This is a genomic window from Priestia sp. HNGD-A6, assembly GCF_045784335.1.
GTDB classification, from domain to species: Bacteria; Bacillota; Bacilli; order Bacillales; family Bacillaceae_H; genus Priestia; species Priestia zanthoxyli.
Map to the genome: position 1 here is coordinate 2,666,868 of NZ_CP138621.1, position 16,685 is coordinate 2,683,552.

The window sequence follows — 16,685 nt, forward strand, 5'->3', positions numbered from 1 at the left end:
ACTATTTCCTAAGCTAAAATAAAAAGGGAGGCATACGTGTTTTTTCGTATGCCTCGTCTTGGTTTGAGTAAATTTAGCTGATGCTGCTTGGAGCGGAGGATTTAACAACAAATTCTCCTTTGTCTACATCTAGCGTCACTTTCTGACCTTTTTGAACAACCCCTTTTAGCAGCTCTTCAGATAAACGGTCTTCAATATGTTTTTGAATTGCTCTACGAAGTGGACGAGCGCCGTATTCTGGGTCAAAACCTTCCTCTGCAATCTTATCAATTGCTTCTTTTGTTAATTCAAGATCAATTTCTTGCTCTTTTAAGCGTTTTGTTAACTGGTCCGCCATTAATTTAACGATTTCAGCTAAGTGAGGTTTCTCCAATGAATGGAAGACGATAATTTCATCGATACGGTTTAGGAACTCCGGACGGAATGCGCGCTTCATTTCCGCCATTACTTTTCCTTTCATATCTTTGTAGTCTTGGCCTTCTGCTTCTACTGTGAACCCTAAGTGCTTGCTTCGTTTTAATGTGTCCGCACCTACGTTTGATGTCATAATTAAAATCGTATTACGGAAATCAACTGTACGGCCTTTTGAATCTGTTAAGCGTCCATCTTCTAACACTTGTAATAAAATGTTAAATACATCCGGATGTGCTTTTTCAATTTCGTCTAAAAGAACAACTGAGTAAGGTTTTCTTCTTACTTTTTCCGTTAACTGGCCGCCTTCTTCGTATCCAACATATCCTGGAGGTGAACCTACTAAGCGTGAAGTAGAATGTTTCTCCATGTACTCAGACATATCGATACGAATCATTGCGTCTTCGTCGCCAAAGATTGACTCCGCTAATGCGCGTGCAAGCTCTGTTTTACCAACCCCTGTTGGTCCTAAGAAAATGAATGAACCAATTGGGCGTTTTGGATCTTTCAAGCCTGCTCTAGCACGGCGCACAGCTTTTGCAACTGCTTTTACCGCTTCTTCTTGCCCAATTACACGAGAGTGAAGAATCTCTTCCATGTTTAGCAGTCTTTCTGTCTCTTCCTGTGCCAGTTTAGAGACCGGTACACCCGTCCAGCTAGATACCACCATCGCAATATCTTCTACGGTTACAGCTGAGTTTTCTTTACCTTGCTGCTCTTTCCAAATTTTCTTTGTGTCTTCTAATTCTTCGCGTAGGCGTTGTTCTGTGTCGCGTAAAGATGCTGCTTTTTCAAATTCTTGACTTTGAACAGACGCATCTTTTTCATTGCGTACTGATTCTAATTTTTGCTCTAATTCCTTTAAATTTGGCGGCGTTGTAAATGAACGTAAACGCACTTTTGAACCAGCTTCATCAATTAAATCGATTGCTTTATCCGGTAAGAAACGATCTGAAATGTAGCGATCTGATAGTTTCACCGCTTGCTCGATTGCCTCATCAGAAATAGATACTCGGTGATGCGCTTCATAACGGTCACGAAGCCCTTTTAAGATTTGAATAGACTCTTCCAACGTTGGTTCATCCACTTGAATTGGCTGGAAGCGACGCTCTAACGCTGCATCTTTTTCAATATATTTTCTGTATTCATCTAAAGTCGTAGCACCGATACACTGAAGTTCTCCACGAGCAAGAGACGGTTTTAAAATATTAGAAGCATCGATAGCACCTTCTGCACCACCAGCGCCAATTAATGTGTGTAACTCATCGATAAAGAGAATGATATTACCTGCTTGACGAATTTCATCCATTACTTTCTTCAGGCGATCTTCAAATTCTCCGCGATATTTTGTACCAGCCACGACCGTTCCCATATCCAAAGTCATAACGCGTTTGTCACGTAAAATTTCTGGAACTTCATTGTTGACGATTTGCTGAGCCAAACCTTCAGCGATTGCCGTTTTACCGACACCTGGCTCCCCAATTAATACAGGATTGTTTTTTGTACGTCGGCTTAACACTTCAATAACACGCTGAATTTCTTTCCCACGTCCGATAACAGGGTCTAAGCTTCCTTCGCGCGCTACAACTGTTAAATCGCGTGCTAAGCTGTCTAGCGTAGGTGTATTGGCATTTGAAGAACCTCCGCCTTGATGGCTTGAAGCAGCTTCATTGCTACCTAATAAATGAAGTACTTGCTGACGAGCTTTATTTAGGCTGACACCTAGATTATTTAAAACGCGTGCTGCAACGCCTTCACCTTCACGAATTAAGCCTAGTAAGATATGTTCTGTTCCTACGTAAGAATGACCAAGCTTTCGGGCTTCATCCATTGAAAGTTCAATGACTTTTTTCGCTCGAGGTGTATAATGAATGGTCTGCGTTAATTCTTGGCCTCTGCCAATTAATGCTTCCACTTCTTTTTGAATTTTTTCAGTGCTTAGGCCTAGAGCAGAAAGAGCTTTTGCTGCAATTCCTTCACCTTCACGAACGATACCTAATAAAATGTGCTCCGTTCCAATGTTGTTGTGACCTAGGCGTAGTGCTTCTTCCTGTGCTAAAGCTAATACTTTTTGTGCGCGCTCTGTAAATCTACCAAACATCATATAATCGTCACCCTCCACGTTTAATTTGTGTTTTTATTTATAGTGAGACGTTCTCGAATTAAGGTGGCTCTTTTAATGTCACGTTCCTGAGGCTTTAGGGGCCCTCCCGAATACTTTTGTAAAAAGCCTGGCTGCGTCATAATGATAAGTTCATTCAATATATTTTGACTCAGTCCTTTTATATACCCTAAATCGATTCCTAATCGAACATCTGATAAACATTGTGAAGCTTCTTTGGACTCAATAATACGGCTATTGGCCAATACTCCATATGAACGATACACTCGATCTTCTAACTCTACATGAGATGTTTTAAACAGTGCGTCTCTTGCAGAGTGCTCTTGTGTAATTAACTGCTGTACGACACTATTTAAATCTGCCACAATATCTTCTTCAGATTTCCCTAAGGTTATCTGATTAGAAATTTGAAAGATATTCCCTAAAGCTTCGCTACCTTCTCCATAAATTCCTCTCACCACTAAGCCAAGCTGGTTAATAGCGGGAATAATACGATGAATTTGACGGGTCATCACTAAAGCCGGCAGATGCATCATCACAGATGCACGTAGCCCAGTACCCACATTTGTGGGACAGCTGGTTAAATACCCTCTATTTTCATCAAACGCATAATCTACGTATTTCTCAATCCAATTATCTACTTTATTCGCTGTGCTTAAAGCTTCAGATAATTGAAGGCCTGGAAATAAACATTGTATGCGTAAATGATCTTCTTCATTAACCATAATACTCAAATCTTCTTTTTCTGATAAAAAACAAGCTCCGTTGTTGTCTCCTTCAGCCAAGTTAGGACTGATAAGATGCTTCTCAACCAACACTTGCTTTTGAAGAGGCTGTAATTCGTTCATCTTTAGTAAATGCAAATTCCACTGATTGGTGTTCTCACTTTTTTGAAAAACTTGCTCAAATACTCGAACCACTTCAACTGCTTGTTCTTTAGAAAAGAGAGTTGGAAAAAGATAATGAGTTAAATTTCGAGCCAGCCTGATTCGACTGCTTAGCACAATATCTGAATTCGAAGCTTCTTGACGCATCCAAGAGCTAACAGGCTGGGAAAAGAACAAATCCTGGGACATGAATTACGCTTCCTCCTCTCTCGATTCGTTCATCTTCTTTTCTAGTAATCGAATGTGATCTCGGAGTTCGGCTGCTTTCTCAAACTCCTCTTTTTCGATATACTCTTTTAAGTTCAATCTTAATGCCTGTAATTCCTTTTTTAAATGAAGATTACTTGCAATTCTTGCTGGTATTTTTCCATGATGTAGATAATTACCTCCATGCAGCCTCTTCACGAAAGGAATAAGAGGTCGCTCAAATGTTTTGTAGCAATCTGCACATCCAAACCTGCCGATTTTAGCAAATTTTTGATATGTCATGCCACAAGTAGGACAAGAAAGAACGTCCTGACTTTGTTTCTTATAATTTTCAGTTACTGCTGGGTCTAGGTTAAGTAGGCCAGCTAGTAAGTTATTGATTGAAAAACCTTGCTGATTTGAAAAAGAAAATGCATCTCCATTTTCTGAAGCGCATTGTTCACATACGTGCATCTCCGTCTTTTCACCATTAATAATTTTTGTGAAGTGAAGAGTTGCAGGTCTCGTTTCACATTGCTGACAAATCATCCTGTCATCACTCCCTGTTCTAAATAAAATAGATCATGAGCTTATCGGTAGCGTAATGAATTAAGCATTGCTTTTAAAAGATTGGCTCTTAGCTCATCACGATAAGGAAGTTCAATATTAATAACTGAACGATTGATAACGCTCAACATGATTTTTGCTTCTCGTTCTGTGATGACTTTTTCTTCAACTAACCTAATAATGACATTTTCAGCACTTACTTGTGAAATTTCATTTTGAATCATCTCAATCACTTGCTGAAACAAATCCGCTGCATCATGCATTTTTACTTTTGCAATACGAATAAATCCGCCGCCGCCTCGCTTACTTTCTACAAGATAACCTCTCTCAACCGTAAAGCGGGTATTGATAACGTAATTAATTTGCGACGGAACGCATTGAAATTTATCAGCAATCTCACTGCGCCTTATTTCAACAATTTCTCTTTCACTTAATTCAAGTACTTGTTTTAAATACTGTTCGATAATGTCAGAGATATTTGGCACGCTGCCCCCTCCTTCTGACTTTGACTATATTTGACCTTAATTTAAATATAAAAGGAAACGAAAAAATTTTCAACTATGTACTATTAAAGTTTATTCTTTACTTTTATCGTTGCCACTAAAATTTATTTCAAAACCTGCAAATCGCGAATTTTATTGTTCTTACTATACTTTTTCATAAAACAAATAAATTGTAAACAAAAAAGGACTAGCTAAAATAGCTAGTCCTTTTTCAGGTGCCTGGCAACGTCCTACTCTCACAGGGACAAAGTCCCAACTACCATTGGCGCTAAAGAGCTTAACTTCCGTGTTCGGTATGGGAACGGGTGTGACCTCTTCGCTATCGCCACCAGACAAGAGATTGCTCTCTCAAAACTAGGTAACAGTTTGCTGAGTAAAGCTTACGCTTTTAAAAGTTTGGTTAAGTCCTCGATCGATTAGTATCAGTCAGCTACACATGTCGCCACGCTTCCACCTCTGACCTATCAACCTGATCATCTTTCAGGGATCTTACTAGCTTGCGCTATGGGAAATCTCATCTTGAGGGGGGCTTCATGCTTAGATGCTTTCAGCACTTATCCCGTCCACACATAGCTACCCAGCGATGCCTTTGGCAAGACAACTGGTACACCAGCGGTGTGTCCATCCCGGTCCTCTCGTACTAAGGACAGCTCCTCTCAAATTTCCTACGCCCACGACGGATAGGGACCGAACTGTCTCACGACGTTCTGAACCCAGCTCGCGTACCGCTTTAATGGGCGAACAGCCCAACCCTTGGGACCGACTACAGCCCCAGGATGCGATGAGCCGACATCGAGGTGCCAAACCTCCCCGTCGATGTGGACTCTTGGGGGAGATAAGCCTGTTATCCCCGGGGTAGCTTTTATCCGTTGAGCGATGGCCCTTCCATGCGGAACCACCGGATCACTAAGCCCGACTTTCGTCCCTGCTCGACTTGTAGGTCTCGCAGTCAAGCTCCCTTGTGCCTTTACACTCTACGAATGATTTCCAACCATTCTGAGGGAACCTTTGGGCGCCTCCGTTACATTTTAGGAGGCGACCGCCCCAGTCAAACTGCCCACCTGACACTGTCTCCCGGCCCGATCAGGGCCGCGGGTTAGAATTTCAATACAGCCAGGGTAGTATCCCACCGACGCCTCCACCGAAGCTAGCGCTCCGGCTTCTCAGGCTCCTACCTATCCTGTACAAGCTGTACCAAAATTCAATATCAGGCTACAGTAAAGCTCCACGGGGTCTTTCCGTCCTGTCGCGGGTAACCTGCATCTTCACAGGTACTATAATTTCACCGAGTCTCTCGTTGAGACAGTGCCCAGATCGTTACGCCTTTCGTGCGGGTCGGAACTTACCCGACAAGGAATTTCGCTACCTTAGGACCGTTATAGTTACGGCCGCCGTTTACTGGGGCTTCGATTCAGAGCTTCTCCCAAAGGATAACCCCTCCTCTTAACCTTCCAGCACCGGGCAGGCGTCAGCCCCTATACTTCGCCTTGCGGCTTCGCAGAGACCTGTGTTTTTGCTAAACAGTCGCCTGGGCCTATTCACTGCGGCTCTCTCGGGCTATACACCCTACCAGAGCACCCCTTCTCCCGAAGTTACGGGGTCATTTTGCCGAGTTCCTTAACGAGAGTTCTCTCGATCACCTTAGGATTCTCTCCTCGCCTACCTGTGTCGGTTTGCGGTACGGGCACCTCCCGCCTCGCTAGAGGCTTTTCTTGGCAGTGTGGAATCAGGAACTTCGGTACTATAATTCCCTCGTCATCACAGCTCAGCTTTCATGATGAGCGGATTTGCCTACTCATCAGCCTAACTGCTTGAACGCGCATATCCAGCAGCGCGCTTACCCTATCCTACTGCGTCCCCCCATTACTCAAACGGCGGGGAGGTGGTACAGGAATATCAACCTGTTGGCCATCGCCTACGCTTTTCAGCCTCGGCTTAGGTCCCGACTAACCCTGAGCGGACGAGCCTTCCTCAGGAAACCTTAGGCATTCGGTGGACAAGATTCTCACTTGTCTTTCGCTACTCATACCGGCATTCTCACTTCTAAGCGCTCCACCAGTCCTTACGGTCTGACTTCACAGCACTTAGAACGCTCTCCTACCACTGACATCAAAGATGTCAATCCACAGCTTCGGTGATACGTTTAGCCCCGGTACATTTTCGGCGCAGAGTCACTCGACCAGTGAGCTATTACGCACTCTTTAAATGGTGGCTGCTTCTAAGCCAACATCCTGGTTGTCTAAGCAACTCCACATCCTTTTCCACTTAACGTATACTTGGGGACCTTAGCTGGTGGTCTGGGCTGTTTCCCTTTTGACTACGGATCTTATCACTCGCAGTCTGACTCCCATGGATAAGTCTTTGGCATTCGGAGTTTGACTGAATTCGGTAACCCGTTGGGGGCCCCTAGTCCAATCAGTGCTCTACCTCCAAGACTCTCACAACATGAGGCTAGCCCTAAAGCTATTTCGGAGAGAACCAGCTATCTCCAGGTTCGATTGGAATTTCTCCGCTACCCACACCTCATCCCCGCACTTTTCAACGTGCGTGGGTTCGGGCCTCCATTCAGTGTTACCTGAACTTCACCCTGGACATGGGTAGATCACCTGGTTTCGGGTCTACAACCACATACTAAACGCCCTATTCAGACTCGCTTTCGCTACGGCTCCGCCTTATCAGCTTAACCTTGCATGGGATCGTAACTCGCCGGTTCATTCTACAAAAGGCACGCCATCACCCGTTAACGGGCTCTGACTACTTGTAGGCACACGGTTTCAGGATCTCTTTCACTCCCCTTCCGGGGTGCTTTTCACCTTTCCCTCACGGTACTGGTTCACTATCGGTCACTAGGTAGTATTTAGCCTTGGGAGATGGTCCTCCCAGCTTCCGACGGAATTTCACGTGTTCCGCCGTACTCAGGATCCACTCAAGAGGGAACGAAGTTTCAACTACAGGGTTGTTACCTTCTTCGACGGACCTTTCCAGGTCGCTTCATTTACTTCGTTCCTTTGTAACTCCGTATAGAGTGTCCTACAACCCCAAGAGGCAAGCCTCTTGGTTTGGGCTAATTCCGTTTCGCTCGCCGCTACTCAGGAAATCGCATTTGCTTTCTCTTCCTCCGGGTACTTAGATGTTTCAGTTCCCCGGGTCTGCCTTCAATATCCTATGTATTCAGATAAAGATACTGTTCCATTACGAACAGTGGGTTTCCCCATTCGGAAATCTCCGGATCAAAGCTCACTTACAGCTCCCCGAAGCATATCGGTGTTAGTCCCGTCCTTCATCGGCTCCTAGTGCCAAGGCATTCACCGTGCGCCCTTTCTAACTTAACCATTAGCGAATAAATGGTACAACATATTGTTGTGTTATTTATTGGTTTGATTAAAGAAAAGTTTCACTTTTCCTCAGCAATTACTGTTATCTAGTTTTCAAAGAACAATCGCAACCAAAATTCTTCTTATCTAATAAGAAGAAAGTAGTATGCTTTCTATAATTGAGAGATTGAACTCTCAAAACTGAACAAAGTGTCAAAACGTACGTCATGTAAAAATCCTTAGAAAGGAGGTGATCCAGCCGCACCTTCCGATACGGCTACCTTGTTACGACTTCACCCCAATCATCTGTCCCACCTTAGGCGGCTAGCTCCTTACGGTTACTCCACCGACTTCGGGTGTTACAAACTCTCGTGGTGTGACGGGCGGTGTGTACAAGGCCCGGGAACGTATTCACCGCGGCATGCTGATCCGCGATTACTAGCGATTCCAGCTTCATGTAGGCGAGTTGCAGCCTACAATCCGAACTGAGAATGGTTTTATGGGATTGGCTTGACCTCGCGGTCTTGCAGCCCTTTGTACCATCCATTGTAGCACGTGTGTAGCCCAGGTCATAAGGGGCATGATGATTTGACGTCATCCCCACCTTCCTCCGGTTTGTCACCGGCAGTCACCTTAGAGTGCCCAACTAAATGCTGGCAACTAAGATCAAGGGTTGCGCTCGTTGCGGGACTTAACCCAACATCTCACGACACGAGCTGACGACAACCATGCACCACCTGTCACTCTGTCCCCCGAAGGGGAACGCTCTATCTCTAGAGTTGTCAGAGGATGTCAAGACCTGGTAAGGTTCTTCGCGTTGCTTCGAATTAAACCACATGCTCCACCGCTTGTGCGGGCCCCCGTCAATTCCTTTGAGTTTCAGTCTTGCGACCGTACTCCCCAGGCGGAGTGCTTAATGCGTTAGCTGCAGCACTAAAGGGCGGAAACCCTCTAACACTTAGCACTCATCGTTTACGGCGTGGACTACCAGGGTATCTAATCCTGTTTGCTCCCCACGCTTTCGCGCCTCAGCGTCAGTTACAGACCAAAAAGCCGCCTTCGCCACTGGTGTTCCTCCACATCTCTACGCATTTCACCGCTACACGTGGAATTCCGCTTTTCTCTTCTGCACTCAAGTTCCCCAGTTTCCAATGACCCTCCACGGTTGAGCCGTGGGCTTTCACATCAGACTTAAGAAACCGCCTGCGCGCGCTTTACGCCCAATAATTCCGGATAACGCTTGCCACCTACGTATTACCGCGGCTGCTGGCACGTAGTTAGCCGTGGCTTTCTGGTTAGGTACCGTCAAGGCACGAGCAGTTACTCTCGTACTTGTTCTTCCCTAACAACAGAGTTTTACGACCCGAAAGCCTTCATCACTCACGCGGCGTTGCTCCGTCAGACTTTCGTCCATTGCGGAAGATTCCCTACTGCTGCCTCCCGTAGGAGTCTGGGCCGTGTCTCAGTCCCAGTGTGGCCGATCACCCTCTCAGGTCGGCTATGCATCGTTGCCTTGGTGAGCCGTTACCTCACCAACTAGCTAATGCACCGCGGGCCCATCTGTAAGTGATAGCCGAAACCATCTTTCAATCATCTCCCATGAAGGAGAAGGTCCTATCCGGTATTAGCTTCGGTTTCCCGAAGTTATCCCAGTCTTACAGGCAGGTTGCCCACGTGTTACTCACCCGTCCGCCGCTAACGTCATAGAAGCAAGCTTCTAATCAGTTCGCTCGACTTGCATGTATTAGGCACGCCGCCAGCGTTCATCCTGAGCCAGGATCAAACTCTCCGAAGAAATGTTTGACTTGCTCATTTAAAAAATAAAAATTAACGTTGACGTTTGTCGCTTTGTTCAGTTTTCAAAGTTCAACCGCCGCTCTTAAGCGACTTTACTATCTTATCAAGTTATCAACGTAATGTCAACAACTTTTTTATTTCTTTTTGTTGTTTTCGCTTGTCTGCGTTAGCAACAGATATAAATATACCAAATCAATTTCATAAAAACAAGAGGTAAATTAAAAGTTTAAATTTTCTAATATTAATACCTAAAAAAAGATGGCCGTAGCCATCTCTTTTTTTAGCGTTGACGCATATGTGGGAATAATAGTACATCACGGATTGACGGTGCATTTGTTAGTAACATAACAAGGCGGTCAATACCGATTCCTAGACCACCTGTAGGTGGCATACCGTATTCTAATGCCTCAATGAAGTCATCATCCATCTCATGTGCTTCATCGTTTCCTTGTTCTTTCTCTTTCAACTGAGCTTCAAAGCGCTCACGTTGGTCAATTGGATCATTTAGCTCTGTAAATGCGTTCGCGTGTTCACGCGCAACGATAAACAGCTCAAAACGGTCAGTAAAACGCGGATCTTCCGCATTTTTCTTAGCAAGTGGAGAGATTTCTACAGGATGTCCGTAAATGAACGTCGGTTGAATTAACTGCTCTTCTACTTTTTGTTCAAAGAATTCATTTACAATATGTCCATATTGCATATGTTCAGTAATTTCTACCCCGTGTTCTTTTGCTAAAGCACGAGCTTCTTCAACAGATGTTTCTCCCCAGAAGTCTACGCCCGTATATTGTTTAATAGCATCGACCATATGAAGTCTTGTCCATTCTGGCGTTAGGTCTACCTCTTGATCACCATACTGAATCTTTGTTGTGCCAAGTACTTCTTGCGCAATGTGTGCAATTAAGTTCTCCGTTAAAGCCATGATATCTTTGTAGTCCGCATACGCTTCGTACAATTCGATCATTGTAAATTCAGGATTGTGACGTGTAGATACACCTTCATTACGGAATACACGGCCAATTTCATATACTTTTTCTAATCCACCTACGATTAAACGTTTTAAATGAAGTTCAATCGCAATACGCATATAAAGTTCCATATCAAGCGCATTGTGGTGTGTCACAAACGGACGAGCTGCTGCTCCACCTGCGATTGAATGCATCATCGGTGTTTCAACTTCTAAGTATCCATGATTATCTAAGTAACGGCGCATCGATTGAATAATGCGGCTTCTTGAGATAAATGTTTGTTTACTTTCTGGGTTTGTAATTAAATCTAAGTAACGTTGACGGTAGCGCTGTTCAATATCTTTTAAACCATGATATTTATCTGGAAGTGGACGAAGCGCTTTTGTTAGTAACGTGAAATCTTTTACTTTAATAGAAAGTTCGCCAACTTTTGTTTTGAATAAAACACCTTCAACCCCTACCAAGTCACCGATATCTACGCTGCTGAAGATTTCGTACTGTTCTTCGCCAATTGCATCTTTACGTACATAAAGCTGAATTTGTCCTGTTAAATCTTGAACGTGAGCGAAACCTGCTTTTCCTTTTCCACGCTTTGTCATAATACGACCAGCTAGTGACACAGGCACTTCATTTTCTTCTAACTGTTCTTTTGTTAACTCGTCATACTCACTAATTAATTGCTGTGATGTATGTGTACGTTCAAAACGTTGACCAAACGGATCAATACCCTGATCTCGTAGGTTGCTCATTTTTTCGCGACGAACGAGAAATTGATCATTTAATTCTTCATGACTCATCGTTTACTCATCTCCATCGTATAATTAAGTTTTCCGAAACAGAAAAAAGGCCAGCATGTTTACTGGCAACTACTACGTTTCTTTAAAATTATTATAGGTTCAGTCGTTTCTCTATGTCAAATCGCTTTATTCTTGCTTCGCTTCTCTTTTTCTTCGATTTCTCTAACAAGCTACCGAATAAACCAACAACCTGCGAACCCAAACCTTAAAGTTTTCACTGTGAACTCTACTTTACGCCAATATGAAAATGAATCAACTAATAAGATTCATTTTTACTTATGTAAATCATTCCTATTATTTTCGAACATATCTAGTATATCAGTTGTTTGCTCTCGAAATAATTTTACATCTTTTAAATCCGATAACCGTTTTGTGATGGTTTCAACTTTTTCTTCTGCTACAGGGAGAATAAGAGATGGAGCTAGTTCGTTTAGAGGAACCATCACAAACGCCCGTTCAAACATTCGGGGATGAGGGACGTTCAGCCTATCCGTATGAATGATTTCATTACTATAAAGTAAGATATCCAAATCAAGGGTTCTAGGTCCCCATACAATCTCTCTTTTTCGACCTGCCGCTTGTTCAATGGCTTGCAAACAATCTAAAAGTTGCTCTGACGAATACGTTGTTTGTATTTTTACTACCATGTTTAAAAAGCTTGCTTGATTCGTATACCCGACCGGGGCCGTTTCATAAACAGATGAAACAGCCACTACCTTAACCTCAGAATGTTTCATCAAGCCAGTAACTCCCGACTTCAAATGTTCCATTCGATTTTCAATATTTGATCCTAATGCAATATATGCTTCTGTTGTCATTCAACGGCTCCTTTTAATTTCAATAGCTACCGATTGATAATAACCGGGAATTGGCGGATCAGGCTTATATACCTTTACTGTACAAGCCTGCACGAGTTCGTAATTAGCAAGCAATTCAGATGCAATCGTTTCGGCCACCGTTTCAACTAACTTGAACGTGCGCTTCTCTACAACTTCCTGGCATGTTTGGTATAAATCTGCATAGCTCACCGAGTATTCTAAATTGTCCGTAGTACCAGCTTGTTTTAAATCTAGTTCTACAGTTAAATCCACGTGAAAACGCTGCCCTAATTTATTTTCTTCTGGAAATACACCATGATATCCATAGAAACGCATATCATTCACATAAATTTTATCCATCTTTAGCCTCTCCTTTCGCTTTTATACATGTAGCTCGCGTCGACTCATTAGCGACATCGTGTAAGAGCGATACTCTTTTTGCAACTGAGCTATTAACGTATGGTCTCCGACTGAAAACTTCTTATCCTTTATACTTCGAAGAGGTACGATTTCTTGAATGGAATTTGTAACGAAAGCTTCATCACTCTCCAAAAGCTGTTCCGCCGTAAATAAACCTTCTACAACTTCTATGTTTTTCTTTTTTAAAAGCGTAAAGATAAACTGTCTCGTAATTCCATTTAAGATACCTGTTTCAAGAGACGGTGTATATACACAATCATCTTTTACAAAAAATAAATTGGACACAATACCTTCGGCTAAGAACCCTTCTTTTGTTAAAAAAATACCCTCTTTATTTAAGTCTGAACCAACTTCTCGCTTAGCCAGTACATTGTTTAAATAATGATGAGACTTCAACCTCACGGTTCCTTCGGGCGTATTTCGCTTTGTCTCAAGAATAAGCCCCTCTTTTACAAGGGGGCTCGATGGATGAGGCATTGATTTCATGTATACAATTGTAGATGGCTTGTCGTATTCTTCCACTTGCAGTCCAATTCCGCCATTTCCTGCTGAAACATTTAATCGAACATACGCATTTCTCTCATTGTTTTTCATTAACAGACTATTAATAATTGCCAACACGTCCTGTGTGGAGTAGTCCCATACAATATTTAATTCACGTAAGCTGCTACGCAGTCGATCCAGATGGTCTTCCACTAAAAATGGATGACCATCATAAACTCGTAGCGTTTCAAATAGCCCTAGACCATACATATATCCGTGATCAAACGGAGAAATAGTGGCTTCAGACGCAGGCTTTACTTCACCATTTACGTATATATACATATCATTACACTCGCTTTTTTTCGTAAGTTTCAATAAAATTCTTCAGCATTTCTTTACCGTAAGAAGTCATGATAGATTCAGGGTGGAACTGTACCCCTTCAATAGGTAATGATTTATGGCGAATCGCCATAATTTCATCTTCTGCTGTCCACGCTGAAATCTCAAAGCAATCCGGCAGTGAACTTTTTTCTACAATCAAAGAATGATATCGAGTTGCCGTGAACGGATTATCAAGACCTTTAAAGATAGTACGGCCATCATGATGCATTTCAGATGTTTTACCGTGCATTAATTTATCCGCACGAATCACATTCCCTCCAAAAGCTTGCCCAATCGACTGATGCCCTAAGCATACGCCGAATATTGGAATCTTACCTGCAAAATACTCGATGGCTTCTAAACTGATTCCCGCTTCGTTAGGACTACAAGGTCCCGGGGAAATCATCAAGAAATCTGGATTTAGCACTTCAATTTCAGAAAGTGTAATTTCATCATTTCTTTTTACAAGAAGCTCATGCCCTAGCTCACCTAAATACTGTACTAAATTAAACGTAAAAGAATCATAATTATCAATCATTAATATCATCTTTACTCACCCTCACTCAGCTCATTTTCGCTCTGCTCTTTTGCTTTCCATAGTGCAATTGCTTTTTTCAGTGATTCTTTATATTCGTGTTTCGGATTTGAATCAATTACAACACCCGCACCAGCCTGCACATAAGCTTGGCCGTCTTGAATAATCATAGTGCGAATCGCAATATTTAATTCCATATCTCCATTAAACCCAATCCAACCAATCGATCCTGTATAAATTCCTCGCCTTACAGGTTCAAGTTCTTCAATGATTTCCATTGTACGAACTTTAGGCGCTCCAGTAATCGTTCCTCCAGGAAAAACCGCATCTACAATATCTACAAAATCTTTATTGCGCGCGAGCTTGCCTTTTACATTAGACACAATATGCATCACATGTGAATACTTTTCAATAACCATAAACTCGTCAACATGAACGGTACCATAGTCGCTTACTCTACCAAGGTCATTACGCTCCAAATCAACAAGCATCACATGCTCTGCACGCTCTTTTTCGTTATGAATAAGCTCATCCGCTAACTGTTGGTCTTCTTGATCATCCTTACCGCGAGAGCGCGTTCCCGCAATTGGTCTCGTACTGATTTCGTCACCGGCTTTTTTCACTAATAGTTCTGGTGAACAGCTCACAATGTGAAATTCTTCTGTCTGCATATAAGACATATAAGGAGACGGGTTGATTTTTCGTACCTGTTCGTAGATATGCATAGGATGAGTTTGAAGCTGTTGAGACTGTCGAACAGATAAGTTCACTTGAAACACATCGCCTTGCCCGATGTACTCATGTACGCGAGTTGTGGCATCTGAAAAAGCAGCTTCAGACATTGAAACCTCACTCTTTTCGGCAACACGATGAATACGCTCATATGAGAGCCCTTCAGCACTTGCCTCCATCCAGTCCTTTTTGTATTGATCAATACGCTTATGTGCCTGCTCTTTACAATCTGCTTCATCGTTAACGATAATCCAGAGCTTTTCCTTTTCTTGATCATATACAAATACGTCATCGAAAATAAGGAAATAAACGTCCGGCGTTTTCAATGAATCTTCAGCAAGATCAGGTATGGTTTCTACATAGCGGATATAATCATAGCTAATAAAGCCAATTGCTCCACCTTGAAAAGGAGGAAGATCTGGATTCACCTCTGCTTCAAACTTCTTCATCCAGTCTCGCATAAGATGAAGCGGATTACCTTTTTGAACAGTAGCTTGGCCATCCGTTTTGATATGAAGCTCGTTTTGTTCGCCTCGCAAAATGGCTACAGGTTTTAATCCCATCATTTGAAACTTTCCGCCTCGACCGCTTTCAAGCAGGATATGATTCGGTTCCTCTTTTGACAACTCTTGATATTTTTTGAACCATTGGTTTTTAGAGATAGAAATAGATTCGCCCCAAGTCATTCTTTGCTGCATTTGTTCACTCTCCTAAAAATAAATCACCTGCTTTCATTTTACATGATTCTCAGATGAAAAAAAACAGCTTCATATAGAAGCTGTTCTTTTATGGTTTTTATGCTTGTGTTTGTTCCTCGAATTGGAACAATGGAGTACTTAAGTAACGCTCACCGTTACTTGGAATAATCGCTAACACTTTTTTACCTTTTCCTAGCTGTTTTGCAGCTTTTAACGCAGCATAAATCGCAGCCCCAGAAGAGATACCTACTAGTACGCCTTCTGTTTTTGCTACTTTACGTGCATATTCAAAAGCTTGGTCGTTTTGAACAGCGACAACTTCGTCATATACTTCCGTGTTAAGCGTATCCGGAACAAAGTTTGCACCGATTCCTTGAATTTTATGAGGTCCTGGTTGACCACCACTTAAGATCGGAGAATCAGCTGGCTCTACCGCATAAATTTTGATGTTTGGATACTTTTCTTTTAATACTTCGCCAGCACCTGTAATAGTACCGCCAGTACCGATACCTGCCACAAATCCATCTAGCTGATCGCCAAACTGCTCGATGATCTCTTTAGCCGTTGTTTGACGATGCACTTCTGGGTTAGCTTCATTTTGGAACTGCTGAGGAATAAAGTAGCCGTGCTCTTTTGCAAGCTCAGTTGCTTTATTAACCGCACCTTTCATTCCTTCTGGACCTGGTGTTAACACTAACTCTGCACCGTACGCACGAAGCAGATTACGACGCTCAATACTCATCGTTTCAGGCATTGTTAAAATAGCACGGTATCCTTTTGCTGCAGCTACCATTGCTAAGCCAATTCCTGTGTTACCGCTTGTTGGTTCAATGATGGTGTCTCCAGGCTTTAATACACCTTTTGCTTCAGCATCTTCGATCATTGCTAATGCGATACGATCTTTTACGCTGCTTCCTGGGTTCATAAATTCTAATTTTAAATATACATCCGCCATATCTTCTTCAACTAGACGGTTTAGTTTTACGATTGGTGTTTGACCAATTAACTCTGTAATTGAATTTGCAATACGTGCCATATGACCACTCCTAATACCAACTAATTTTAT

At 42.7% G+C, this 16,685-nt stretch carries 11 protein-coding genes and 3 rRNA genes; all 14 read right to left on the reverse strand.

Features of this window, described 5'->3' with window-relative positions; genetic code table 11:
• Positions 1 to 73: 73 nt before the first annotated feature.
• Complete coding sequence (gene clpC / locus SCI76_RS13545; RefSeq protein ID WP_014462041.1) at positions 74 to 2,515, reverse strand: ATP-dependent protease ATP-binding subunit ClpC; 2,442 nt, start codon at positions 2,513 to 2,515, stop codon at positions 74 to 76.
• Between the two features lie 20 nt (positions 2,516 to 2,535).
• Positions 2,536 to 3,609 carry a protein arginine kinase gene (locus SCI76_RS13550; protein ID WP_013054897.1) on the reverse strand — a complete coding sequence of 358 codons (1,074 nt, stop codon included), beginning with the start codon at positions 3,607 to 3,609 and terminating at the stop codon, positions 2,536 to 2,538.
• Positions 3,610 to 3,612: 3 nt separating this feature from the next.
• Positions 3,613 to 4,155, reverse strand: a complete 543-nt coding sequence (locus tag SCI76_RS13555; protein WP_168761667.1) for a UvrB/UvrC motif-containing protein — start codon at positions 4,153 to 4,155, stop codon at positions 3,613 to 3,615.
• Positions 4,156 to 4,196: 41 nt separating this feature from the next.
• Positions 4,197 to 4,658, reverse strand: a complete 462-nt coding sequence (locus SCI76_RS13560) for a CtsR family transcriptional regulator (RefSeq protein WP_013054895.1) — start codon at positions 4,656 to 4,658, stop codon at positions 4,197 to 4,199.
• 235 nt (positions 4,659 to 4,893) lie between these two features.
• A 5S ribosomal RNA gene (rrf, locus tag SCI76_RS13565) occupies positions 4,894 to 5,009 on the reverse strand.
• A gap of 63 nt (positions 5,010 to 5,072) precedes the next feature.
• Positions 5,073 to 8,008, reverse strand: a 23S ribosomal RNA gene (locus tag SCI76_RS13570).
• A gap of 225 nt (positions 8,009 to 8,233) precedes the next feature.
• A 16S ribosomal RNA gene (locus SCI76_RS13575) occupies positions 8,234 to 9,785 on the reverse strand.
• Together the 16S, 23S and 5S rRNA genes form the textbook arrangement of a ribosomal RNA operon.
• 282 nt (positions 9,786 to 10,067) lie before the next feature.
• Positions 10,068 to 11,552, reverse strand: coding sequence for a lysine--tRNA ligase (gene lysS / locus SCI76_RS13580; protein WP_013054894.1), 1,485 nt, complete (start codon positions 11,550 to 11,552; stop codon positions 10,068 to 10,070).
• A 272-nt stretch (positions 11,553 to 11,824) separates the two neighbouring features.
• The gene (gene folK, locus SCI76_RS13585) at positions 11,825 to 12,370 is read right to left on the reverse strand and encodes a 2-amino-4-hydroxy-6-hydroxymethyldihydropteridine diphosphokinase (RefSeq protein ID WP_033580815.1); all 546 of its coding nucleotides are present in this window, start codon (positions 12,368 to 12,370) and stop codon (positions 11,825 to 11,827) included.
• Positions 12,371 to 12,730 (reverse strand): dihydroneopterin aldolase, encoded by a 360-nt coding sequence (gene folB, locus SCI76_RS13590; protein WP_028412654.1) that lies wholly within the window; start codon positions 12,728 to 12,730, stop codon positions 12,371 to 12,373. It abuts the gene before it with no gap.
• A gap of 21 nt (positions 12,731 to 12,751) precedes the next feature.
• Entirely contained in the window at positions 12,752 to 13,615 is an 864-nt protein-coding gene (gene pabC / locus SCI76_RS13595; RefSeq protein WP_063248169.1) for an aminodeoxychorismate lyase, read from the reverse strand.
• Between the two features lie 4 nt (positions 13,616 to 13,619).
• Positions 13,620 to 14,201 carry an aminodeoxychorismate/anthranilate synthase component II gene (gene pabA, locus SCI76_RS13600; protein WP_013054890.1) on the reverse strand — a complete coding sequence of 194 codons (582 nt, stop codon included), beginning with the start codon at positions 14,199 to 14,201 and terminating at the stop codon, positions 13,620 to 13,622.
• 2 nt (positions 14,202 to 14,203) lie between these two features.
• Positions 14,204 to 15,619, reverse strand: a complete 1,416-nt coding sequence (pabB, locus tag SCI76_RS13605) for an aminodeoxychorismate synthase component I (protein ID WP_028412651.1) — start codon at positions 15,617 to 15,619, stop codon at positions 14,204 to 14,206.
• A 97-nt stretch (positions 15,620 to 15,716) separates the two neighbouring features.
• Positions 15,717 to 16,655, reverse strand: coding sequence for a cysteine synthase A (gene cysK / locus SCI76_RS13610; RefSeq protein ID WP_013054888.1), 939 nt, complete (start codon positions 16,653 to 16,655; stop codon positions 15,717 to 15,719).
• Positions 16,656 to 16,685 lie beyond the last annotated feature (30 nt).